The sequence below is a fragment of the Rhodococcus sp. IEGM 1351 genome, assembly GCF_030056875.1.
In the GTDB taxonomy this organism is placed as follows: Bacteria; Actinomycetota; Actinomycetes; order Mycobacteriales; family Mycobacteriaceae; genus Rhodococcus_F; species Rhodococcus_F opacus.
In genome coordinates, this window is record NZ_JASHKU010000030.1 from 35,443 (window position 1) to 53,847 (window position 18,405).

An 18,405-nucleotide genomic window follows, 5' to 3' on the forward strand; every position below is an offset into this window, starting at 1 on the left:
ATCCGAGGAGAAGGCTATGAGTACCACCACCACGAATTCGACGCCGTCGACGACGACACCGCCGCCCTACGCGGAACTGGCCGCATCGCTACGCGGAGAGTTGATCACCCCCGACGACGCCGGCTACGACGACGCGCGTGCGGTGTACAACGCGATGATCGACCGTCGACCCGCGGCCATCGCGCGGTGCGCCAACGCCGCGGATGTCGTCGCGTGCGTGAAGTTCGCGCGGGAGCATCACGTCGAACTCGCGGTTCGCGGCGGTGGACACAACGCGGGAGGTCTCGGCGTGTGGGACGGTGCCCTCGTGATCGATCTGTCGGGGATGCGCGGAACCACGGTGTCGCCCGCCGACCGGACCGTCCGGGTGGACGGCGGGTGCACCTGGAGCGACGTCGACCATGCGACCGTGCCGTTCGGTATGGCCACCCCGTCCGGGTTCATCGCGTCCACCGGTGTCGGCGGACTGACGCTCGGCGGCGGAATCGGCTACCTGACCCGCCGTTTCGGTCTCACCGTGGATAACCTGCTCAGCGCCGATGTCGTCCTCGCCGACGGCACGCTGGTGACGGCGAGCGAACGATCCCATCCGGACCTGTTCTGGGCGCTGCGGGGAGGCGGCGGAAACTTCGGTGTGGTCACATCGTTCCAGTTCGCGTGTCACGACATCGGCGACCACGGCACCGTCGTCGGCGGGCCGGTGCTGTACGACCTGGAAGACACGCCCGACGTGATGCGGTGGTACCGCGAACTCCTGCCGTCGCTGCCCGAGGAACTCAACGGCTGGATCGGGCTGCTGACCATTCCGCCCGCGCCGCCGTTCCCGGAGGAACTGTGGGGACGCAAGGCGTGCGGCGTCGTCTGGTGCTACACCGGCGACCCGAACAAGGCCGACGCGGTACTCGAACCGATCCGCGACTTCGGAAACCCGCTGCTGGTCGGACTCCACGAAATGCCCTTCACCGCATTGCAATCCGCCTTCGACGGACTTTACCCGGCCGGATTGCAGTGGTACTGGCGCGCCGACTTCGTTCGGGAGATCTCCGACGACGCCATCGACATCCATCTGGAGTTCGGCCGTCAGCTGCCCACCGGTCATTCGACGATGCACATGTATCCCATCGACGGCGCGGCGACGCGGGTCGCCGAGGATGCCACGGCGTTCGCGTACCGGGACGGCGGCTGGGCCGGGGTGATCGTCGGTGTCGACCCGGATCCGGCCAACGCCGACGTCATCACGGACTGGGCCAAGCGGTACTGGGAGGCCCTCCACCCGACGACCGCGGGCGGGGCGTACGTCAATTTCATGATGTCCGAGGGTGAGGACCGCGTGCGTGCCTCCTACCTCGGCAACTACGACCGGCTCGCGCAGGTGAAGGCGAAGTACGATCCGGACAACCTCTTCCATGTGAACCAGAACATCCGTCCCGCGGTCCGGTCGGAGCACTAGGCGCAGCCGTATGGATCCGGGGCAGGTGTGGGCGGCTGCATGGCCCGTCCTGATCGGCGCGGCAACGGGCCTGCTGGCCGTCTGGGTGGTGCTGGCGCTCGTGCTGTGGCGATCGAGACCCGACAGCACCCGGATCGGGGAGACGATCCGGGTGCTCCCGGACGTGCTCCGTCTCCTGCGCCGCCTCGCAGCCGATCCCGACCTGCCCCGGGGGGTGCGCGTCCGGCTCGTCCTGCTGCTGGTCTATCTCGCGGTTCCGATCGACCTGATACCCGACTTCGTCCCCGTCATCGGATACGCCGACGACGTGATCATCATCGGCATCACGCTTCGCTCGGTGATTCGCCGCGCAGGTCCGCAGGTCGTGGCTCGGCACTGGCCGGGCACCCCTGAAGGCCTCGAGGCCGTGCGCCGGGTAACGTGCCTTCCCACCTGCTCGTGACGTCCGGACCGAGAGGATCCCGCCATCAGTACCTCCCGAGACGACCTGCCCGCGTTCACGTACCCCGAGGTGGGGGCGAGCCGCGACGTTCCCTTCCCTGCGGGATATCACCATCTGACCGAGCAGAAGGTGATCGGCTCCGGGGCAGACGCATTCGCCGCAGCCGCCGCCCACCTGTGTGCCTGGGGGATGCACCGCGACGCCGGGCTGGACGTGCGGGCCGACGCTCCGACGGCCTCGCCCGGCACGGCGGTCGAACTGCGATGGGGCATCGGTCCGCTCCGGCTGACGTTCTCCTGCCGCGTCGTGTACGTCCTCGACGAACCGCATCGCAAGGGATTCGCGTACGGGACGCTGCCGGGTCACCCCGAGCGCGGCGAGGAGAGCTTCGTCGTCGAACAGCGGCCGGACGGCACCGTCCTCGCGACCATCTCGGCGTTCTCGAAACCGGATCGGTGGTTCACCCGGCTCGGCGGGCCCGCCGGCCGGGTCGTGCAGAGGGTGATGACGCGCAAATATCTCGAGGCGTTGGCCGAGGCCGCACGGTAGGCCGGAGCGCCCGGATCACGTATTCTCGTGGTTGGACCGGACCGGACGGGACCTTTGCAGCCCGACTGCCTGATCCGATGTGTCTCACCCCTGACAGAGCTGGAGCCGCCGGAATGATGCCCGTACATCTACGCGACAGCGTGATTCCGAAGCACGAGCAACTCCGTGCCATCCTGCTGCACAAGTGCACCAAGGAACTTCAGCCCGGCGACCTGATGACGAGTGAACGAAAACTGATGCAGGACTACGGCGTCAGTCGCATCACGGTTCGTGAGGCGATCGGGCAGCTCGTCAACGAGGGCCACCTCGTGCGGGTGCGTGGCAAGGGCACGTTCGTCGCGCATCGTCCGGTGCAGTCGAAACTCCACCTGGCCTCGTTCACGGAGGAGATGCGGGCGCAGGGGCACAAGCCGACGACGGTGGTGCTCCAGAGCGAGGAGGACGCGGCGCCGGAGGCCACCGCGAAGGCGCTGCGCATCGCGCCGGACACCAGCGCCTATCACGTCAAACGGCTGCGGCTGGCGGACGGCGAACCGGTCAGCGTCGACGACGGCTGGTTCAACGCCGCGCTGCTTCCCGGCCTGCTGGACCTCGACCTCACCGGCTCGATCTACCGGGCGACCGCCGACAAGTACGGCATGCCGATCGACCGGGCGGAGCAGACCGTGAGCGCCGACGGGGCGAGCCAGGAGATCGCGACCCTGCTCGGCATCAAGAAGGGCGCCCCGGTGATGTACTTCGACCGGGTGTCCTTCAGCGGTCCCACACCGGTCGAGCACACCCGCAGCTGGTACCGGTCCGATCGCTACCAACTGCAAATGGAAGTTCAGGGGGAGCGGACTCAGCGCAGCGTCTGAGCCCGGCCGCCCCTCCGTTCTACGGCGCCGTCCAGTCGAACAGGGCGTCGCCGGTGGTCACGTCGGATCCGATGGTGTCGGTGGACACCGAATCCGGCTTGGAGTCCATGACGACGATCGGGCAGATGGCGGAGTATCCGGTGCCGTCGATCTCGGTCGGATCGAATCGCACCACGGGATCACCCGCGTCGACGTCATCGCCCTCCGCTGCCAGCAGGGTGAACCCGTTGCCCTTCAGCTTCACGGTGTCGATTCCCAGGTGCACCAGCACACCGCCGCCCGCCGAGTCCAGGATGACGAACGCGTGCGGGTGCAGTTTGAGGATCTTGCCCGGGATCGGCGCGAGCACGTCGAGGGCGCCGCGGTCGCGCGCCGGTTCGATCGCGACTCCGGAACCCACCATCTGGCCGGCGAATACGGGGTCGGGCACGTCGGCCAGGGCGAGCACGCGGCCGGGCAGTGGAGCCTGCACGGACAGGCTCACAGGATGTCCTCGATGTCCTCGGCCAGCGTGTCCGCCTCGGGGCCGACGATGACCTGGACGACGCTGCCCGCCTTGAGGACGCCGTGGGCGCCTGCGGCCTTGAGCGCGGCCTCGTCGACCTTGGCGCCGTCCTTGACCTCGGTGCGCAGGCGGGTGATGCAGGCCTCGATCTCGACGATGTTGTCGGCACCGCCGAGGCCGCTGATGATTGCGTCCGCTTTGGACATCGGTTCTCCCTCGTAGTTCGTGTTCGAGCTGCAGGTGATGGTGCCGGATGGGTTAGCTGGATCACATTTGCCTGTTGACATCCTGTGCTCACCTGGTCAAACTAGCAACTGGTTATGACCGGACAGTACCCGTTGGGGGTGCTGGTCCACAATAGTTTTCCCGAAGCCGTACGACGCGCTCGCCGCCACCGGTTTCGGGACTCGCCAGACGCCGATTCGGCGACCGAAGCGCACACAGAGAAGGCCGATATGACTGTCGTAGACAGCCCGAAAAAGGAATCAGCGGTGTTTGCCGGGTTACAGCGCCTCGGACGCAGCCTGATGCTGCCGATCGCGGTACTTCCCGCGGCCGGCATCTTGCTGCGGCTCGGCCAGGACGACCTCCTCGGCCGATTCGACTCGATGCACACCGCCGCGTCCGTCATCTCCGCAGCCGGCCAGGCCGTGTTCACCTGGCTGCCCCTCATCTTCGCGGTGGGCATCGCCATCGGATGGGCCAAGAAGGCCGACGGTTCCACCGCCCTGGCCGCCGTGGTCGGATACATGGTCATCAACGGCGTGTTCGAGGCCATGTCGCCGGTCGTCCTCGAAGGCAAGACCGATCCGAACGGCGACCAGGCGCTGATCAACTACGGTGTGCTCGCAGGCATCGTGATGGGTCTGCTGTCCGCGATTCTGTGGCAGCGGTTCTACCGCACCAAACTGCCCGACTACCTCGGATTCTTCAACGGGCGCAGGCTCGTTCCCATCCTCACCGCCGTCACCGGTCTCGTCGTCGGCGTCCTGATGGCGTTTCTGTACCCGGCCTTCAACTCCGCACTGACGTGGGTGGGCGAGACCGTCGCCGAGAACTCCGTCGTCGGTGGCGGCGTCTACGGCATGGCCAACCGCCTGCTCATCCCGACCGGACTGCACCACATCCTGAACTCCACCGTGTGGTTCCTCGTCGGCGACTACCAGGACGCGAGCGGCGAACTGGTCCGCGGCGACCTCAACCGGTTCTTCGCCGGCGACCCGAGCGCAGGCATCTTCATGACCGGCTTCTTCCCGATCATGATGTTCGCCCTTCCCGCTGCCGCACTGGCGATCTGGCGCAACGCCCGGCCGTCGCAGAAGAAGGTCGTGGGTGGGATCATGCTTTCCACCGCGCTGACGGCGTTCCTCACCGGCATCACCGAGCCCCTCGAATTCGCGTTCATGTTCGTGGCTTGGCCGCTGTACCTGATCCACGCGTTCCTCACCGGCACCTCGATGGCGCTCGTCAACGCGCTCGGCATCCACGACGGATTCACGTTCTCCGCAGGCTTCTTCGACTACGTGCTCAACTTCGGCAAGGCCACCAACGCGTGGATGCTGATCCCCATCGGGCTCGGGTACGCGGTCATCTATTACGTCCTGTTCAGCTTCGTCATCAAGAAGTGGAACCTGCGCACTCCCGGTCGGGAGGACGACGCGGAAACGAACACCGACACGAACGCCGACACGAACGCCGACACTGAGAAGGCAGGTCAGTGAGCATGGCTACACGAACGGTCCTCATCGGTTCCAAGGTCGGACTGCACGCCCGTCCCGCTGCGAAGTTCACTCAGGCCGCCGCGGCGGTACCGGTCGCAGTGCAGATCGCGGTCGGCGAGTCCGCGCCGGTGGACGCAGGCAGCATGCTCGCGGTGATGACCCTCGGCGCCGAATTCGGTACCGAGGTGACGATCACCGCGGAAGGGGAGGGCAGCGAGGAGGCCCTCGACCGCCTCGCAGACTTGCTCGCCTCCGACCTCGACGCCGCCTGATGTCGACGGCTACGGAAGTTCTCGTACACGGCCTCGGGGTGAGTCCGGGGCTGGTCTGCGCACCCTGGCTCTCGTTCGGGACACCGGTCGCGACGTCGGCCGAAGACCCTGTCGGCGAATCGATCACGGCCGAGACCGCCCGTGTGCGGGACGCCCTCGCGACCGTGTCCGGCGACCTCGAAGCCCGCGCCGCCCAGGTGGACGGCGTCGCGTCCGAGATCCTGCTCGTGTCGGCGGCCATGGCCCGCGACCCGGGAATCGTGTCCGCCGCCGAGGAGAACCTTCGCGCCGGCATGCCGACGGCACACGCCGTGAGCGTCGCGTTCGACGGTTACTGCGCCACACTCGAGGCCCTCGGTGGGTACCTGGCCGAACGCGTCGCGGACCTGCGTGACCTCGGGCATCGCGCGGTCGCGGTGCTTCTGGGAGTGCCGATGCCCGGCATCCCCGATCCCGGGTACCCGTTCGTTCTCGTCGCCAGGGACCTGTCGCCCGCGGACACCGCGATGCTCGGCGGCAGCGACGTGGTCGGTCTGCTCACCGCCGAGGGCGGGCCGACGAGCCACACTGCGATCCTGGCGAAATCCCTCGGTCTGCCGGCGATCGTGAACTGCGCCGACCTCGACCGGTTGGTCGAGGGAAGACCGGTGGTGGCCGACGGGACGACCGGCGAGATCGTCGTCGACCCCGGCGACCTTCGGCAGGCAGAGGTGGCCGAGCAGGTCGCGGAGGCGCGAGCGCGGGTCGCGGCCATGAGTGGACCCGGCCGCACCCGGGACGGGGCACCCGTCGGACTGCTCGTCAACATCGGCACCGTCGACGACGCCACCCGCGCCGCCACCGCGGATTCCGAGGGCGTCGGGCTGTTCCGCACCGAATTCCTATACCTCGGCAGGCAGATCGCGCCCACCCTCGACGAACAGATCGCCACCTACACGTCGGTGCTGGAGCAGTTCGCGGGACGCAAGGTGGTGGTCCGGACCCTCGACGGCGGCTCCGACAAACCACTGCCGTTCCTCGACCTCGGCGCGGAGGAGAACCCGGCACTCGGCGTGCGGGGGCTGCGGGTCGGCACCGTCTACCCGGACGTCCTGGCCACCCAGTTGGAGGCTCTCGGCGCCGCGGCGGCCACCACCGGCGCGGACCTGTGGGTGATGGCGCCGATGGTGGCGACGGCGGAGGAGGCGGAGGGCTTCGCCGCGCTCGCCCGCTCAGCCGGTATCGCCACGGTCGGGGCGATGATCGAAATCCCCTCGGCAGCGCTGCGTGCACGCGACCTGCTCGAGCACCTCGATTTCGTCAGTATCGGGACCAACGACCTGAGCCAGTACACGTGCGCCGCGGACCGGATGGCGGGCAGTCTCGCGCCACTGCTCGACCCGTGGCAGCCCGCCGTCCTGGACCTGATCGGCCTGGTCGGCGCGGCAGGAGCGGAGGCAGGCACACCCGTCGGCGTCTGCGGGGAGGCCGCGTCCGATCCCGCGCTGGCCCCGGTGCTGGTCGGGCTGGGCGTCACCAGCCTGTCGATGGTGGCTCCGTCGCTGGGTGCCGTGCGTGCCAGTCTGGCCGCCACCGGCCTCGGCCTGTGCCGGGAGATGGCGGTCGCCGCACGCGGCGCACGGTCCCCGCAGGCCGCACGATCGGCGGTCGCCGCTCTCACATCCGGAGCGCCTCGATGATCCTGCGGGGCAAGGTCGTCGTGGAGGACGGCGTCATCGCCGACGGTGTGGTGGTCACCGACGGCGACCGAATCTCCTGGGTCGGGTCCGCCGTGCGGTACCGCGGAGAAGTGCCGCTACCGGAACCGAGTTCGTCGATACTGCTGCCGGGCCTGATCGACCTGCACTGCCACGGCGGCGCCGGCGCGGGGTTTCCCAACGCCGACGCCGACGGGGCCCGGCGGGCCGCGGACCATCACCGCGAGCACGGCACCACCGCACTGCTCGGCAGCCTCGTCTCGGCAGGGGAGCAGGACCTGCTCCGGCAGGCCGGAATCCTCGCCGAGCTGGTGGAACGCGGTGAGCTCCTCGGGATCCACCTGGAGGGTCCGTTCATTTCCGGTGCCCGGTGCGGTGCGCAGGATCCCGCGTCCGTGATCCCCGGCGATCCCGGCCTGTTCGAGAGGATCTGCGATGCCGCGCGCGGCACCGTCCGGTCGATGACGCTCGCGCCGGAGACCGCGCACTTCGGAGAACTTCTCGCCGCGATGCGCCGGCGCGACGTGCTACCGAGCCTCGGTCACACCGACACCGACGCGGCGACCACGTCCGCGAGGATCGCCGACGCCGCCGGTGGCCCACTGACCGCCACACACCTGTTCAACGCGATGCCACCACTGCACCATCGCGCGCCGGGACCGGTGGCGGCATTCCTGGCCGCGGCCGGTCGCGGCGACATCGTCGTCGAATTGATCGCGGACGGGGTGCATCTCGCGCCCGAGACCGTGTCGATGGTGTTCGACACCGTCGGGCCCGACCAGATCGTCCTCGTCAGTGACGCCATGGCCGCCGCCGGTGTGACGGACGGCGACTACCAGCTCGGGCCCCTGGACGTGCGCGTCTCGCGCGGTGTCGCCCGGCTCGCGACCACCGACGGGTCCGAGGGGGCCATCGCAGGCGGCACCGCACGGCTGCTGGACGTGGTCCGCACCGCCGTCGTCGACAGCGGTATCCGACTCGTCGACGCCGTCGCTTCCGCCACCAGGACTCCGGCCCGGCTGCTCGGCCTGGAGTCCGAACGCGGCAGCCTCGCCCCGGGCCGCCGCGCCGATATCGTCGTGACCGATCACCAACTGCGCCCCTGCGGCGTGTTCGTCGGCGGAATACCCGCCGAACGGGAAGGACTCGCATGGAAATCGTAATCCGGCAGACGCCGTCGGACGTCAGCTCGACCGTCGCGGACATCGTCGAGGGGTACGTGCGACGCGGTCCGACGACGCTGGGCCTCGCGACCGGCTCGTCCCCGCTCGGAAGCTACCGGGAACTCGCCCGCAGGCACCGTGAGTCCGGACTGGACTTCTCGGACGCGCGCGCCTTCCTGCTGGACGAGTACGTCGGACTTCCGAAAACCCATGACCAGTCGTACTTCTCGGTGATCCGCTCGGAGTTCGTCGACCACGTCAACCTCGACACCGACCGCGTGCTCAGCCCGAACGGCGAATCGCCCGACATCGCCGAGGAAGGTGCGCGGTACGACGCGGCCATCGCCGACGCGGGCGGCGTCGACGTGCAGCTTCTCGGCATCGGGACCGACGGCCACATCGGATTCAACGAGCCGGGCTCCGCGCTGACCTCACGCACCCGCGTCAAGACCCTCACCGAGCAGACCCGCCTCGACAACGCGCGGTTCTTCGACAGCGTCGACGACGTCCCACACCACGTCCTCACTCAGGGGTTGGGCACCATCAGCGAGGCCCGGCACCTGGTGATGATCGCGTTCGGCAAGGGCAAGGCCGAGGCGATCGCCGCCGCCGCGGAGGGACCGCTCTCCGCGTTCTGCCCGGCATCGGTGATGCAGCTGCACCGGCACGTCACCGTCGTGATCGACGAAGCCGCAGCGAGCAAGCTGCAACTCGCCGACTACTACCGGTATGCGCTGGAACACAAGCCTTCCTGGCAGTCGTTCTAGATGACACCCGTACTCGAACTGGCGGTCCAGGACGTCGCGGGCGCCCGGATCGCCCGACACACCGGCGCGGTGCGCGTCGAGTTGTGCACCGCACTCGGCGCGACCGGCGGGTTGACGCCGAGTATCGGCATGATCGAAGCGGTTGCGGCCCAGGGGATCGCGGTGCACCCGCTGATCCGTTGCCGGCCCGGTGGATTCGTCTACGACGCCGACGAGATCGCCGTGATGGCTCGCGACGTTCGGGCCGCGGTGGGCGCCGGCGCGTCCGGGGTGGTGCTCGGTGCGCTCACGCCCGACATGTCCGTCGACCGCGACGCTCTGCGCCGCCTGCTCGACGGCATCGACCCGTACGCGGTGGAGGTGACGTTCCATCGTGCGATGGACGTCGTCGACGACCGGGCGACCGCCGTCGATACGCTCGCGCGGTCGGGCATCATCAGGGTCCTGACCTCGGGCGGAGCGCCGCGGTGCATCGACGGCCTCGACGCCCTGTCCGGCATGGTCGCCCACGCGCACGGCCGGATCCAAGTGATGGCAGGTGGCGGGATCCGCGTCGAGGACATCGCCGCGGTCGCGGGCACCGGCGTCGACGCCGTGCATCTCTCCGCCCGCCGCACCGTCAACGACAGCGGCGGTCCGGGCGGCGGGTCCGGCGGCTACGACGCCGTCGACGAAACCCTCGCGCGGGCAGCGGCGGCGGCGCTGGGGATCTGACTTCGACGGTTCCCTGTGGCCCCCTGTCGAGATCCCTGCGAAGTCTGAATCACTCGCTAGTCCACAATGCCTGCATGGCAGCGACGGGTGACGCCCTTGGCGGCCTTGACAGCGGCGTGTCGCGGGTCGCGACCGTTCTCGATACAGCGTTGTGCCCGTCGGTCGACGGTCCCTTCATTCGGCCCCACCCCAGTACACATACGCGGGCCTTTCTGATGCGTCGACGCGGGCTATTGCCACTGGCAAGGGTTGTTGCTAGTATCGAACAGATATTCGAACAACCTTGGGGGAGGTTTGTTGTGGGGGCAGTACTTCTCGAGGAATTGCGCGCATTCACGGCGCGCCTGCAATGTGCCGAGACAACGAGTGGCGATGCGGGATTGGGCATCGAACTGCTCGATGCGATCGAGACGTTGAAGTCGGTCGGGTGTGCGGTGCAGGCGGTGATCACTGACGATGTCGCGACGAGTATCCGAGAGGACCGTAAAGCTCGGAGGCTCCCGCGATCCGAGTGGGCCCGGGGCGTCGGGTCGCAGATTGCGTTTGCGCGCAGAGAATCCCCGAACCGCGGCGGCCGGCATCTCGGATTCGCGCTGGCGCTGGTGCACGAGATGCCGCACACCCTGGCCCTGCTGCGGTCGGGTCGGTTGAACGAATGGCGCGCCACCCTGTTGGTGCGGGAGACTGCGTGCCTGTCGGCCGCGGATCGGGGCATCGTGGACCGCCGGTTGTGTTCGGACCCAAACAGTCTGATCGCACGGGCGAAGGCGTTGGCGGTGGAACTCGACGCCGCCGCGGTCGTGGCCCGGCACCGCAAGGCCGTGTCCGAACGACGGGTCACAACACGCCCCGCGCCGGATTCGATGGCGTATCTGAGTGTGCTGATGCCGGTTGAGCAGGCGGTCTGCCTGCAGGCGACCCTGGGGCGGGACGCGGACAGCCTGATCGCCACCGGGAACGGCGGTGGCCGCACCCGCAATCAGCTGATGGTGGACTTGTTGTTCGACCGGGGCACCGGAGCCGAAGTGACGTCGGGTATTCCGGTGACGGTGAACCTCGTGCTCTCCGACGAAACGTTGCTGACCGGCGGGCACGAGGCGGCGCAGCTGCAGGGTTTCGGGCCGGTGCCGGCGGGGATCGCGCGGCAACTGGTCGCCGACGCCATCGATGGAGATGCCGAGACGTCGTTGCAGCGCATCTACGCATGCCCACAGTCGGGGTCGTTGACCGCGCTGGAATCCCAATCCCGAACATTTCCGAAAAGCCTGCGAACGCTGATCGACCTGCGGGATCAGACGTGCCGCACCCCGTGGTGTGACGCCCCGATTCGACACCACGACCACATCCGCTCACACCGCGAATCCGGTGCCACCAGCGCGGAGAACGGGTCCGGGCTCTGCGAGGCCTGCAACTACGCGAAGGAAGCACCAGGCTGGACGGCCCGACCGGTGCACAACCCCGGCCGCACCCATCTCCTCGACGTCGGCACCCCGACCGGGCACCACTACCGATCAACCGCGCCACCGCTCCCGGCCGCGGCACGGCAGTCGGGAGTCGAGGCGGTACTCATCGCACAATTGCGTGCGTCTTGATCCGGCGGCCACGGGATTGGTCGTAGGGTCGTGTGCATGGCCAGCTGGAACGAGTTCGCCGAAGCTGCTCCGCGGATTGCCGCTATCTTCTCCCGTCGACATGCGGCGACCGGAAACCTCTGCATGCTCGGCACGCTTCGCTCCGACGGATTCCCGCGGATCAGCCCGGTCGAGCCGAGATTCTTCGAAAATCAGTTGTGGATCGCCGGAATGCCGAACACCACGAAGTTCCGGGATCTGGCTCGCGATCCGCGCTTCTGCCTCCACACCGCGACCGTCGACACCGAGGTGAAGGAGGGCGACGCAAAACTGTGGGGTGTCGTCGACGACGTCCAGGACAAGGCCCTGCACCAGCGTTTCGCGCAGGCGCTGTTCGACGAGACCGGGTTCGACATCCGGGGGGAGGAATTCGATCACTGCTACCGAGCCGATCTCACCGGTGGCTCGGCAGTGGAGGTCGGCGACGGCCACATGGACATCACCATCTGGAAACCGGGCGAGCCCGAGCACGTCGTGCGAAAGCACTGACTGCTCACTCCTGCCGCGACATGACACGGTCTGGACATACATGGACATCCAACTATAGGATGGGCTACATATTCGGAACTCCCTCATCATCGAGTAAGAAACGGGTTCGCACAATGGTTCAAGAGCTATCCCACTTCGTCGGCGGCAAGCGCGTCCCCGGTGCCTCCAACAAGTTCGGCGACGTCTACGACCCCAACACCGGTGAGGTGCAGGCGCGTGTGCCTCTCGCCGACAAGGCCGAGACCGAGGCGATCATCGCGAACGCGGTGGATGCTCAGCGGGAATGGGCGCTGTTCAACCCGCAGAAGCGGGCCCGCGTCCTGATGAAGTTCCTCCAGCTCGTGCAGGAGGAGATGGATTCGCTGGCGCGCCTCCTGTCGTCCGAGCACGGCAAGACGATCCCCGACGCGAAGGGCGACATCCAGCGCGGCCTCGAGGTTATCGAGTTCGCCCTCGGCGCCCCGCACCTGCTCAAGGGCGAGTACACGGAATCCGCCGGAACCGGCATCGACGTGTACTCGATGCGTCAGCCGCTCGGCGTCGTCGCCGGCATCACGCCCTTCAACTTCCCGGCCATGATCCCGCTGTGGAAGGCCGGTCCCGCGCTGGCCGCCGGCAACGCGTTCATCCTCAAGCCGTCCGAGCGCGACCCGTCGGTGCCGCTGCGTCTGGCCGAGCTGTTCCTCGAGGCCGGTCTGCCCGCAGGCGTGTTCAACGTGGTCAACGGTGACAAGGAAGTGGTGGACGTTCTGCTCACCGACGACCGCGTCAAGGCTGTCGGGTTCGTCGGCTCCACGCCCATCGCGCAGTACATCTACGAGACCGCCGCGGCCCATGGCAAGCGTGCGCAGTGCTTCGGTGGCGCGAAGAACCACGCGATCATCATGCCCGACGCCGACCTCGACGAGGTGGCCGATGCCCTTATCGGCGCAGGTTACGGCTCCGCGGGTGAGCGGTGCATGGCCATTTCCGTCGCGGTCCCGGTGGGCGAGGAGACGGCCGATGCGCTCGTTGCCAAGCTGACCGAACGGGTCGGCAAGCTCACGATCGGCCGCAGCGACGACGAGTCCGCCGACTTCGGCCCGCTGGTCAGCAAGGACGCCCTCGAGCGGGTGAACAACTACATCCAGATCGGCATCGACGAGGGTGCGGAGGCCGTGATCGACGGCCGCGGCTTCACCCTCGAGGGCCACGAGAACGGCTTCTTCGCCGGCGCGACCCTGTTCGACAAGGTCACCACCGACATGCGCGTCTACAAGGAAGAGATCTTCGGACCCGTCCTGCTCGTCGCCCGTGCCGCGGACTACGAGGAGGCACTCCGCCTGCCGACCGAGCACGAGTACGGCAACGGCGTCGCCATCTTCACCCGCGACGGCGACACCGCCCGCGACTTCACGAACCGCGTGAACGTCGGCATGGTCGGCGTCAACGTGCCGATCCCCGTGCCGATCGCGTACCACACGTTCGGCGGCTGGAAGCGCTCCGGCTTCGGCGACCTGAACCAGCACGGTCCCGACTCGTTCCGCTTCTACACCAAGACCAAGACCGTGACGCAGCGTTGGCCCTCGGGCAAGAAGGAAGAGACCAACCACTTCGTCATCCCCACCATGAACTGAACGGACCTCCATGTTCACCTTGACCGATGACGAGCGGGCGATCAGCGACACTGCCCGTGACTTCGCGGCCGAGCATCTCGCGCCGCACGCTGTGGAGTGGGATCAGGCCAAGCATTTCCCGGTGGATGTCCTGCGGAAGGCGGCGTCGCTGGGGATGGGTGGGATCTACATCCGCGAGGACGTGGGTGGGTCCGAGCTGACTCGTGTCGACGCGGCCCGCATCTTCGAGCAGCTCGCGAAGGGGTGCCCGTCGATCGCCGCCTATATCTCGATCCACAACATGGTCACCTGGATGATCGACCGGTTCGGCACCGAGGAGCAGCGGCGCGCGTGGGTGCCGGGGCTGTGTTCGATGGATCAGCTGGGCAGTTATTGCCTGACCGAGCCGGGTGCCGGTTCGGATGCGGCGGCGCTGAGCACGAGGGCGGTCCGGGACGGCGACGACTACGTCCTGACCGGGGTCAAGCAGTTCATCTCCGGTGCCGGCACCTCCGATGTGTACGTGGTGATGGCCCGCACCGGGGAGAGCGGGCCCCGCGGGATCTCGGCGTTCATCGTCCCGAAGGGGTCGCCGGGTCTGACCTTCGGGCCGAACGAGGTGAAGATGGGCTGGAACGCCCAGCCCACCCGTCAGGTGATCTTCGAGGACGTGCGGGTGCCGGCGGCGAACCTGCTCGGGTCCGAGGGTGGTGGTTTCCGGATCGCGATGGCCGGCCTGAACGGTGGCCGGCTCAACATCGCGGCGTGCTCGGTGGGCGGCGCGCAGACCGCGCTGGAGCGGGCCGTCGCCTACCTGACGGACCGGAAGGCGTTCGGGTCGCCGCTGATCGACTCGCAGGCACTGCAGTTCCAGCTCGCCGACATGCGCACCGAACTGGAGGCGGCCCGCACCCTGCTGTGGCGGGCGGCGGCGGCGCTCGAGGACGGCGCCCCCGATGTCGTCGAACTGTGTGCGATGGCGAAGCGGTTCGCCACCGACACCGGTTTCGAGGTCGCCAACAAGGCGCTGCAACTGCACGGTGGGTACGGCTATCTTGCCGAGTACGGAATCGAGAAGATCGTCCGCGACCTGCGGGTCCATCAGATCCTCGAGGGCAGCAACGAGATCATGCGGGTGGTCATCGCCCGCAGCGTCATCGGAAACAGAGGAGCGGCATGAGCGACGCGGTACCCACGGAACCGGACGTTCTGATCGAGAAGCGGGGCGGGCTGGGCCGGATCGTGCTCAATCGGCCCCGGGCGATCAACGCCCTCAATCACGGCATGGTCCGGCAGATCGCGGCGGCCCTGGCCGAATGGTCCGGCGACGACACGGTCCGGGCGGTGGTGATCACCGGTGCCGGGGAGCGGGGCCTGTGCGCGGGCGGCGACATCGTGTCGATCTACCACGACGCGAAGGACGGGGGCACCGGTTCGCGGGAGTTCTGGCGCGAGGAGTACCTCCTCAACGCGGCCATCGCGCGCTACGGCAAGCCGTACGTGGCGATCATGGACGGCATCGTGATGGGCGGTGGGGTCGGGGTGTCGGCGCACGGCAGCGTGCGGATCGTCACCGAACGGTCGATGATCGGGATGCCCGAGACCGGGATCGGGTTCGTCCCCGACGTCGGCGGCACCTACCTGCTCGCCCGCACCCCGGGCGAGTTGGGCACCCATATCGCCCTGACCACCGCCCGGCTCAGCGCCGGCGACGCGATCGCGTGCGGGTTCGCCGACCACTTCATCCCGTCGGAGAAGATCGAGCAGTTCATCGACGCGTTGTCGACGACGTCCGTTCAGGAGGCGCTCGGCGCGTTCACCGAACCGGCACCGGTCTCGGAGTTGCTGGGCCAGCAGGGCTGGATCGACGCCGCGTACTCCGCCGACAGTGTCGCCGACATCGTCGCCCGCCTGCGCGGCAGTGGGGTGCCCGAGGCTCAGAAGGCGGCCGAGCAGGTGCGCTCGAAGTCGCCGACCGCGTGCGCGGTCACCCTGACATCGCTGCGCCGCGCCCGGCAGGCCGGCAGTCTCGAGGAAGTCCTCAACGACGAATTCCGGGTGTCCGTCGCCTGCCTGAACTCGCCCGACCTCGTCGAGGGCATCCGGGCGCAGGTCGTGGACAAGGACCGCAACCCGCAGTGGTCGCCCGCCACCATCGAGGAGGTCGACCCGGCGCAGGTCGACGCGTTCTTCGCCCCACTCGGCGACCTCGAACTCGGCCTGACGGCCCCGCAGCCGCAGCATTGACCACCAGCTACACGCGTCCAGGAGGGACTGCTATGAGCACTACCGTCGGATTTCTGGGACTCGGCCACATGGGTGGTCCCATGGCGGCCAACCTCGTCAAGGCGGGGCACACGGTGGTCGGTTTCGACCTCGCGCCCGCCGCTCTCGAACAGGCAGTGAAAGACGGTGTCACCGTCGCCGATTCGGCCGTGGAGGCGGTGCGTGAGGTGGACGTCGTGATCACGATGCTGCCGAGCGGAAAGCACGTTCTCGGGCTCTACGCGGAGATCCTGCCCGCCGCGAAGCCGGGCACCTTGTTCATCGATTCGTCCACCATCGACGTCGCGGACGCCCGGGCGGCGCATGACGAGGCCGTCGAGGCGGGCCACCGTTCGGTGGACGCACCCGTTTCCGGTGGCGTCGTCGGCGCCACCGCGGGAACGCTCGCGTTCATGGTCGGCGGCACGGCGGACGACTTCGAGTCTGCGAAGCCGCTGCTCGACGTGATGGGCAAGAAGGTCGTTCACTGCGGAGACCCGGGCAACGGTCAGGCCGCGAAGATCTGCAACAACATGATTCTGGGCGTGTCGATGATCGCCATCAGCGAGGCGTTCGTCCTCGGCGAGAAGCTGGGTCTGAGCCACCAGGCCCTGTTCGACGTCGCGTCCAACGCGTCCGGCCAGTGCTGGGCGCTCACCACCAACTGTCCTGTGCCCGGACCGGTTCCGACGAGCCCGGCCAACAACGACTACCAGCCGGGCTTCGCGGCCGCGCTGATGGACAAGGATCTCGGTCTCGCCGCGAACGCGCTGAAGACCAACGGCGTCGAGGCCGACCTCGGGCTGCGTGCCGCCGAGCTGTACAGCCGGTTCCACGCCGCCGGTGGTGGTGGTCAGGACTTCTCGGCCATCATCAACGACATCCGCGACCGTTCTACCAAGGGAGACCAGTGACCGACTTCGAGACCATCCTGCTCGACCGCAAGGGCCGGGTGGGGATCATCACCCTCAACCGTCCGAAGGCGCTCAACGCACTGAACTCCGAGCTGATGCGCGAGGTCGTGTCGGCGGTGGAGGAGTTGGAGAAGGATCCGGAGATCGGTGCCATTCTGATCACCGGTTCCGATCGGGCGTTCGCGGCGGGTGCCGACATCAAGGAGATGCAGCCCAAGTCGTACATGGACGTCTACCTGGACGACTTCTTCGCCGCATGGGACCGTCTCGCCGCGGCCCGCAAGCCGACGATCGCTGCCGTCGCCGGGTACGCACTCGGCGGCGGATGCGAACTGGCGATGCTCTGCGACATCCTGATCGCCGCCGACACCGCGAAGTTCGGTCAGCCGGAAATCAAGCTCGGTGTCATCCCCGGCATCGGCGGTTCGCAGCGGCTGACCCGCGCGGTGGGTAAGGCCAAGGCCATGGAACTGTGCCTGACCGGCCGGAACATGGACGCCGAGGAGGCCGAACGCGCCGGGCTGGTGTCGCGGATCGTGCCCGCCGCGGATCTGCTCGACGAGGCGCTGCAGACGGCGACCACCATCGCCGAGATGTCGCTTCCGGTCGCGATGATGGCGAAGGAAGCCGTCAACCGCTCGTTCGAGACCACCCTCACCGAGGGCGTCCGATTCGAGCGTCGGGTGTTCCATTCGACGTTCGCCACCGAGGATCAGAAGGAAGGCATGGCAGCGTTCGTCGAGAAGCGTTCGCCCGTGTTCAAACACCGCTAGAAACCCTGAAAACGACTGTCGCCCCGCACCGGGATCCGGTGCGGGGCGACAGTCGTCTCACCACTTGGTGGGGGCGTCTCCGGTGTCGAAATCGCCTGCCTCGCGGCGCAGTTCGGCGAGGATCGTGACCAGTTGTTCCAGCTTGTCGCCGGACACCCCGGGACTCGAGAACACCTGGGCGTTGAGTCGCTCGGTGGACTCGACGGCCAGTTTCCTTCCCGCGTCGGTGATTTCGATCAGGGTCGCGCGGCGATCGCTCGGATGCGGGACACGTCGCACAAGATTCGCCGTCTCGAGCCGGTCGACGGCGTTCGTCACGCTGGTCGGGTGAACCTGAAGGCGCGCGCTGGCCTTCGCCATCGGGAGCGCGCCGGTGCGCGTGAACGTCAGCAGTGTCAGCAATTCGTACCGGGCGAACGTGAGCCCCGACGGCTTGAGCACCTCTTCCACCCGGGCCATCATGATCTGCTGTGCCCGCATCACCGAGGTCACCGCGGCCATGCCGTCGGCGACATCACCCCAGCCGTGCTTCGTCCACTGCCGGTGGGCCTCTTCGATGGGGTCGAGATGAAGTGGTGACGGTGGTGGCATGCGTCGATCA

20 protein-coding genes are annotated in these 18,405 nt (G+C 67.9%); 17 read left to right on the plus strand and 3 right to left on the minus strand.

The window, feature by feature from the left end:
- Window positions 1-16 precede the first annotated feature (16 nt).
- The 4 genes from QM806_RS34905 (at window position 17) to QM806_RS34920 (ending at window position 3,298) form a co-directional block, all read left to right on the plus strand.
- A complete protein-coding gene (locus QM806_RS34905) occupies window positions 17-1,450 on the plus strand; it encodes an FAD-binding oxidoreductase (protein WP_005563045.1) in 1,434 nt (477 codons plus the stop codon).
- Between the two features lie 10 nt (window positions 1,451-1,460).
- On the plus strand, window positions 1,461-1,892 hold the full coding sequence (locus tag QM806_RS34910; RefSeq protein WP_005563044.1) for a YkvA family protein: 432 nt from the start codon (window positions 1,461-1,463) through the stop codon (window positions 1,890-1,892).
- 69 nt (window positions 1,893-1,961) lie between these two features.
- The gene (locus QM806_RS34915) at window positions 1,962-2,441 is read left to right on the plus strand and encodes a DUF1990 domain-containing protein (protein WP_005563043.1); all 480 of its coding nucleotides are present in this window, start codon (window positions 1,962-1,964) and stop codon (window positions 2,439-2,441) included.
- Window positions 2,442-2,554: 113 nt separating this feature from the next.
- The gene (locus QM806_RS34920; protein ID WP_005563042.1) at window positions 2,555-3,298 is read left to right on the plus strand and encodes a GntR family transcriptional regulator; all 744 of its coding nucleotides are present in this window, start codon (window positions 2,555-2,557) and stop codon (window positions 3,296-3,298) included.
- Window positions 3,299-3,317: 19 nt separating this feature from the next.
- Here QM806_RS34920 and QM806_RS34925 read toward each other — a convergent pair whose 3' ends face one another.
- Together QM806_RS34925 and QM806_RS34930 are read right to left on the minus strand one after the other, a co-directional pair.
- Complete coding sequence (locus tag QM806_RS34925; protein ID WP_283294384.1) at window positions 3,318-3,782, minus strand: PTS sugar transporter subunit IIA; 465 nt, start codon at window positions 3,780-3,782, stop codon at window positions 3,318-3,320.
- Entirely contained in the window at window positions 3,779-4,009 is a 231-nt protein-coding gene (locus QM806_RS34930; protein WP_005563039.1) for a PTS sugar transporter subunit IIB, read from the minus strand. Before QM806_RS34930 ends, QM806_RS34925 begins: the two co-directional genes overlap by 4 nt.
- A gap of 249 nt (window positions 4,010-4,258) precedes the next feature.
- On the opposite strand from QM806_RS34930, the gene QM806_RS34935 reads away from it, so the two are divergent.
- The 13 genes from QM806_RS34935 (at window position 4,259) to QM806_RS34995 (ending at window position 17,804) form a co-directional block, all read left to right on the plus strand.
- Window positions 4,259-5,524 carry a PTS transporter subunit EIIC gene (locus tag QM806_RS34935; protein ID WP_052023922.1) on the plus strand — a complete coding sequence of 422 codons (1,266 nt, stop codon included), beginning with the start codon at window positions 4,259-4,261 and terminating at the stop codon, window positions 5,522-5,524.
- Window positions 5,521-5,796, plus strand: a complete 276-nt coding sequence (locus QM806_RS34940) for an HPr family phosphocarrier protein (protein WP_005563035.1) — start codon at window positions 5,521-5,523, stop codon at window positions 5,794-5,796. The genes QM806_RS34935 and QM806_RS34940 overlap by 4 nt, the downstream gene beginning before the upstream one ends.
- Complete coding sequence (ptsP, locus tag QM806_RS34945) at window positions 5,796-7,475, plus strand: phosphoenolpyruvate--protein phosphotransferase (protein ID WP_283294385.1); 1,680 nt, start codon at window positions 5,796-5,798, stop codon at window positions 7,473-7,475. The genes QM806_RS34940 and ptsP overlap by 1 nt, the downstream gene beginning before the upstream one ends.
- Window positions 7,472-8,656, plus strand: a complete 1,185-nt coding sequence (locus QM806_RS34950; RefSeq protein WP_064080701.1) for an N-acetylglucosamine-6-phosphate deacetylase — start codon at window positions 7,472-7,474, stop codon at window positions 8,654-8,656. Before ptsP ends, QM806_RS34950 begins: the two co-directional genes overlap by 4 nt.
- Window positions 8,644-9,423, plus strand: a complete 780-nt coding sequence (gene nagB / locus QM806_RS34955; RefSeq protein ID WP_005265206.1) for a glucosamine-6-phosphate deaminase — start codon at window positions 8,644-8,646, stop codon at window positions 9,421-9,423. The genes QM806_RS34950 and nagB overlap by 13 nt, the downstream gene beginning before the upstream one ends.
- Window positions 9,424-10,137 carry a copper homeostasis protein CutC gene (locus tag QM806_RS34960; protein ID WP_005563032.1) on the plus strand — a complete coding sequence of 238 codons (714 nt, stop codon included), beginning with the start codon at window positions 9,424-9,426 and terminating at the stop codon, window positions 10,135-10,137. It abuts the gene before it with no gap.
- A gap of 299 nt (window positions 10,138-10,436) precedes the next feature.
- Window positions 10,437-11,729 (plus strand): HNH endonuclease, encoded by a 1,293-nt coding sequence (locus QM806_RS34965; protein WP_064080702.1) that lies wholly within the window; start codon window positions 10,437-10,439, stop codon window positions 11,727-11,729.
- A gap of 36 nt (window positions 11,730-11,765) precedes the next feature.
- A complete protein-coding gene (locus QM806_RS34970; RefSeq protein ID WP_005564062.1) occupies window positions 11,766-12,257 on the plus strand; it encodes a pyridoxamine 5'-phosphate oxidase family protein in 492 nt (163 codons plus the stop codon).
- Between the two features lie 113 nt (window positions 12,258-12,370).
- Window positions 12,371-13,873: a CoA-acylating methylmalonate-semialdehyde dehydrogenase gene (locus tag QM806_RS34975; RefSeq protein ID WP_005564060.1), complete on the plus strand. Its 1,503-nt coding sequence runs from the start codon at window positions 12,371-12,373 to the stop codon at window positions 13,871-13,873.
- Window positions 13,874-13,883: 10 nt separating this feature from the next.
- Window positions 13,884-15,032, plus strand: a complete 1,149-nt coding sequence (locus QM806_RS34980; RefSeq protein ID WP_005564058.1) for an isobutyryl-CoA dehydrogenase — start codon at window positions 13,884-13,886, stop codon at window positions 15,030-15,032.
- The gene (locus QM806_RS34985; RefSeq protein ID WP_283294389.1) at window positions 15,029-16,099 is read left to right on the plus strand and encodes an enoyl-CoA hydratase/isomerase family protein; all 1,071 of its coding nucleotides are present in this window, start codon (window positions 15,029-15,031) and stop codon (window positions 16,097-16,099) included. The genes QM806_RS34980 and QM806_RS34985 overlap by 4 nt, the downstream gene beginning before the upstream one ends.
- Window positions 16,100-16,131: 32 nt before the next feature.
- Window positions 16,132-17,031, plus strand: a complete 900-nt coding sequence (gene mmsB, locus QM806_RS34990; protein WP_005568035.1) for a 3-hydroxyisobutyrate dehydrogenase — start codon at window positions 16,132-16,134, stop codon at window positions 17,029-17,031.
- The gene (locus QM806_RS34995) at window positions 17,028-17,804 is read left to right on the plus strand and encodes an enoyl-CoA hydratase (protein ID WP_005568032.1); all 777 of its coding nucleotides are present in this window, start codon (window positions 17,028-17,030) and stop codon (window positions 17,802-17,804) included. The genes mmsB and QM806_RS34995 overlap by 4 nt, the downstream gene beginning before the upstream one ends.
- Before the next feature lie 57 nt (window positions 17,805-17,861).
- Here the strand turns inward: QM806_RS34995 and QM806_RS35000 are convergent, their stop codons facing one another.
- Window positions 17,862-18,395, minus strand: a complete 534-nt coding sequence (locus QM806_RS35000; protein ID WP_005252880.1) for a MarR family winged helix-turn-helix transcriptional regulator — start codon at window positions 18,393-18,395, stop codon at window positions 17,862-17,864.
- Between the last annotated feature and the right edge of the window lie 10 nt (window positions 18,396-18,405).

Excerpts from the sequence above, each read along its gene's own strand:
- QM806_RS34935 (WP_052023922.1), top strand. The coding sequence starts at position 4,259 with ATGACTGTCGTAGACAGCCCGAAAAAGGAATCAGCGGTGTTTGCCGGG.
- QM806_RS35000 (WP_005252880.1), bottom strand. The coding sequence starts at position 18,395 with ATGCCACCACCGTCACCACTTCATCTCGACCCCATCGAAGAGGCCCAC.
- QM806_RS34960 (WP_005563032.1), top strand. The coding sequence starts at position 9,424 with ATGACACCCGTACTCGAACTGGCGGTCCAGGACGTCGCGGGCGCCCGG.
- QM806_RS34910 (WP_005563044.1), top strand. The coding sequence starts at position 1,461 with ATGGATCCGGGGCAGGTGTGGGCGGCTGCATGGCCCGTCCTGATCGGC.
- nagB (WP_005265206.1), top strand. The coding sequence starts at position 8,644 with ATGGAAATCGTAATCCGGCAGACGCCGTCGGACGTCAGCTCGACCGTC.
- QM806_RS34930 (WP_005563039.1), bottom strand. The coding sequence starts at position 4,009 with ATGTCCAAAGCGGACGCAATCATCAGCGGCCTCGGCGGTGCCGACAAC.
- QM806_RS34920 (WP_005563042.1), top strand. The coding sequence starts at position 2,555 with ATGATGCCCGTACATCTACGCGACAGCGTGATTCCGAAGCACGAGCAA.
- QM806_RS34975 (WP_005564060.1), top strand. The coding sequence starts at position 12,371 with ATGGTTCAAGAGCTATCCCACTTCGTCGGCGGCAAGCGCGTCCCCGGT.
- QM806_RS34980 (WP_005564058.1), top strand. The coding sequence starts at position 13,884 with ATGTTCACCTTGACCGATGACGAGCGGGCGATCAGCGACACTGCCCGT.
- ptsP (WP_283294385.1), top strand. The coding sequence starts at position 5,796 with ATGTCGACGGCTACGGAAGTTCTCGTACACGGCCTCGGGGTGAGTCCG.
- QM806_RS34970 (WP_005564062.1), top strand. The coding sequence starts at position 11,766 with ATGGCCAGCTGGAACGAGTTCGCCGAAGCTGCTCCGCGGATTGCCGCT.
- QM806_RS34985 (WP_283294389.1), top strand. The coding sequence starts at position 15,029 with ATGAGCGACGCGGTACCCACGGAACCGGACGTTCTGATCGAGAAGCGG.
- QM806_RS34950 (WP_064080701.1), top strand. The coding sequence starts at position 7,472 with ATGATCCTGCGGGGCAAGGTCGTCGTGGAGGACGGCGTCATCGCCGAC.
- QM806_RS34905 (WP_005563045.1), top strand. The coding sequence starts at position 17 with ATGAGTACCACCACCACGAATTCGACGCCGTCGACGACGACACCGCCG.
- mmsB (WP_005568035.1), top strand. The coding sequence starts at position 16,132 with ATGAGCACTACCGTCGGATTTCTGGGACTCGGCCACATGGGTGGTCCC.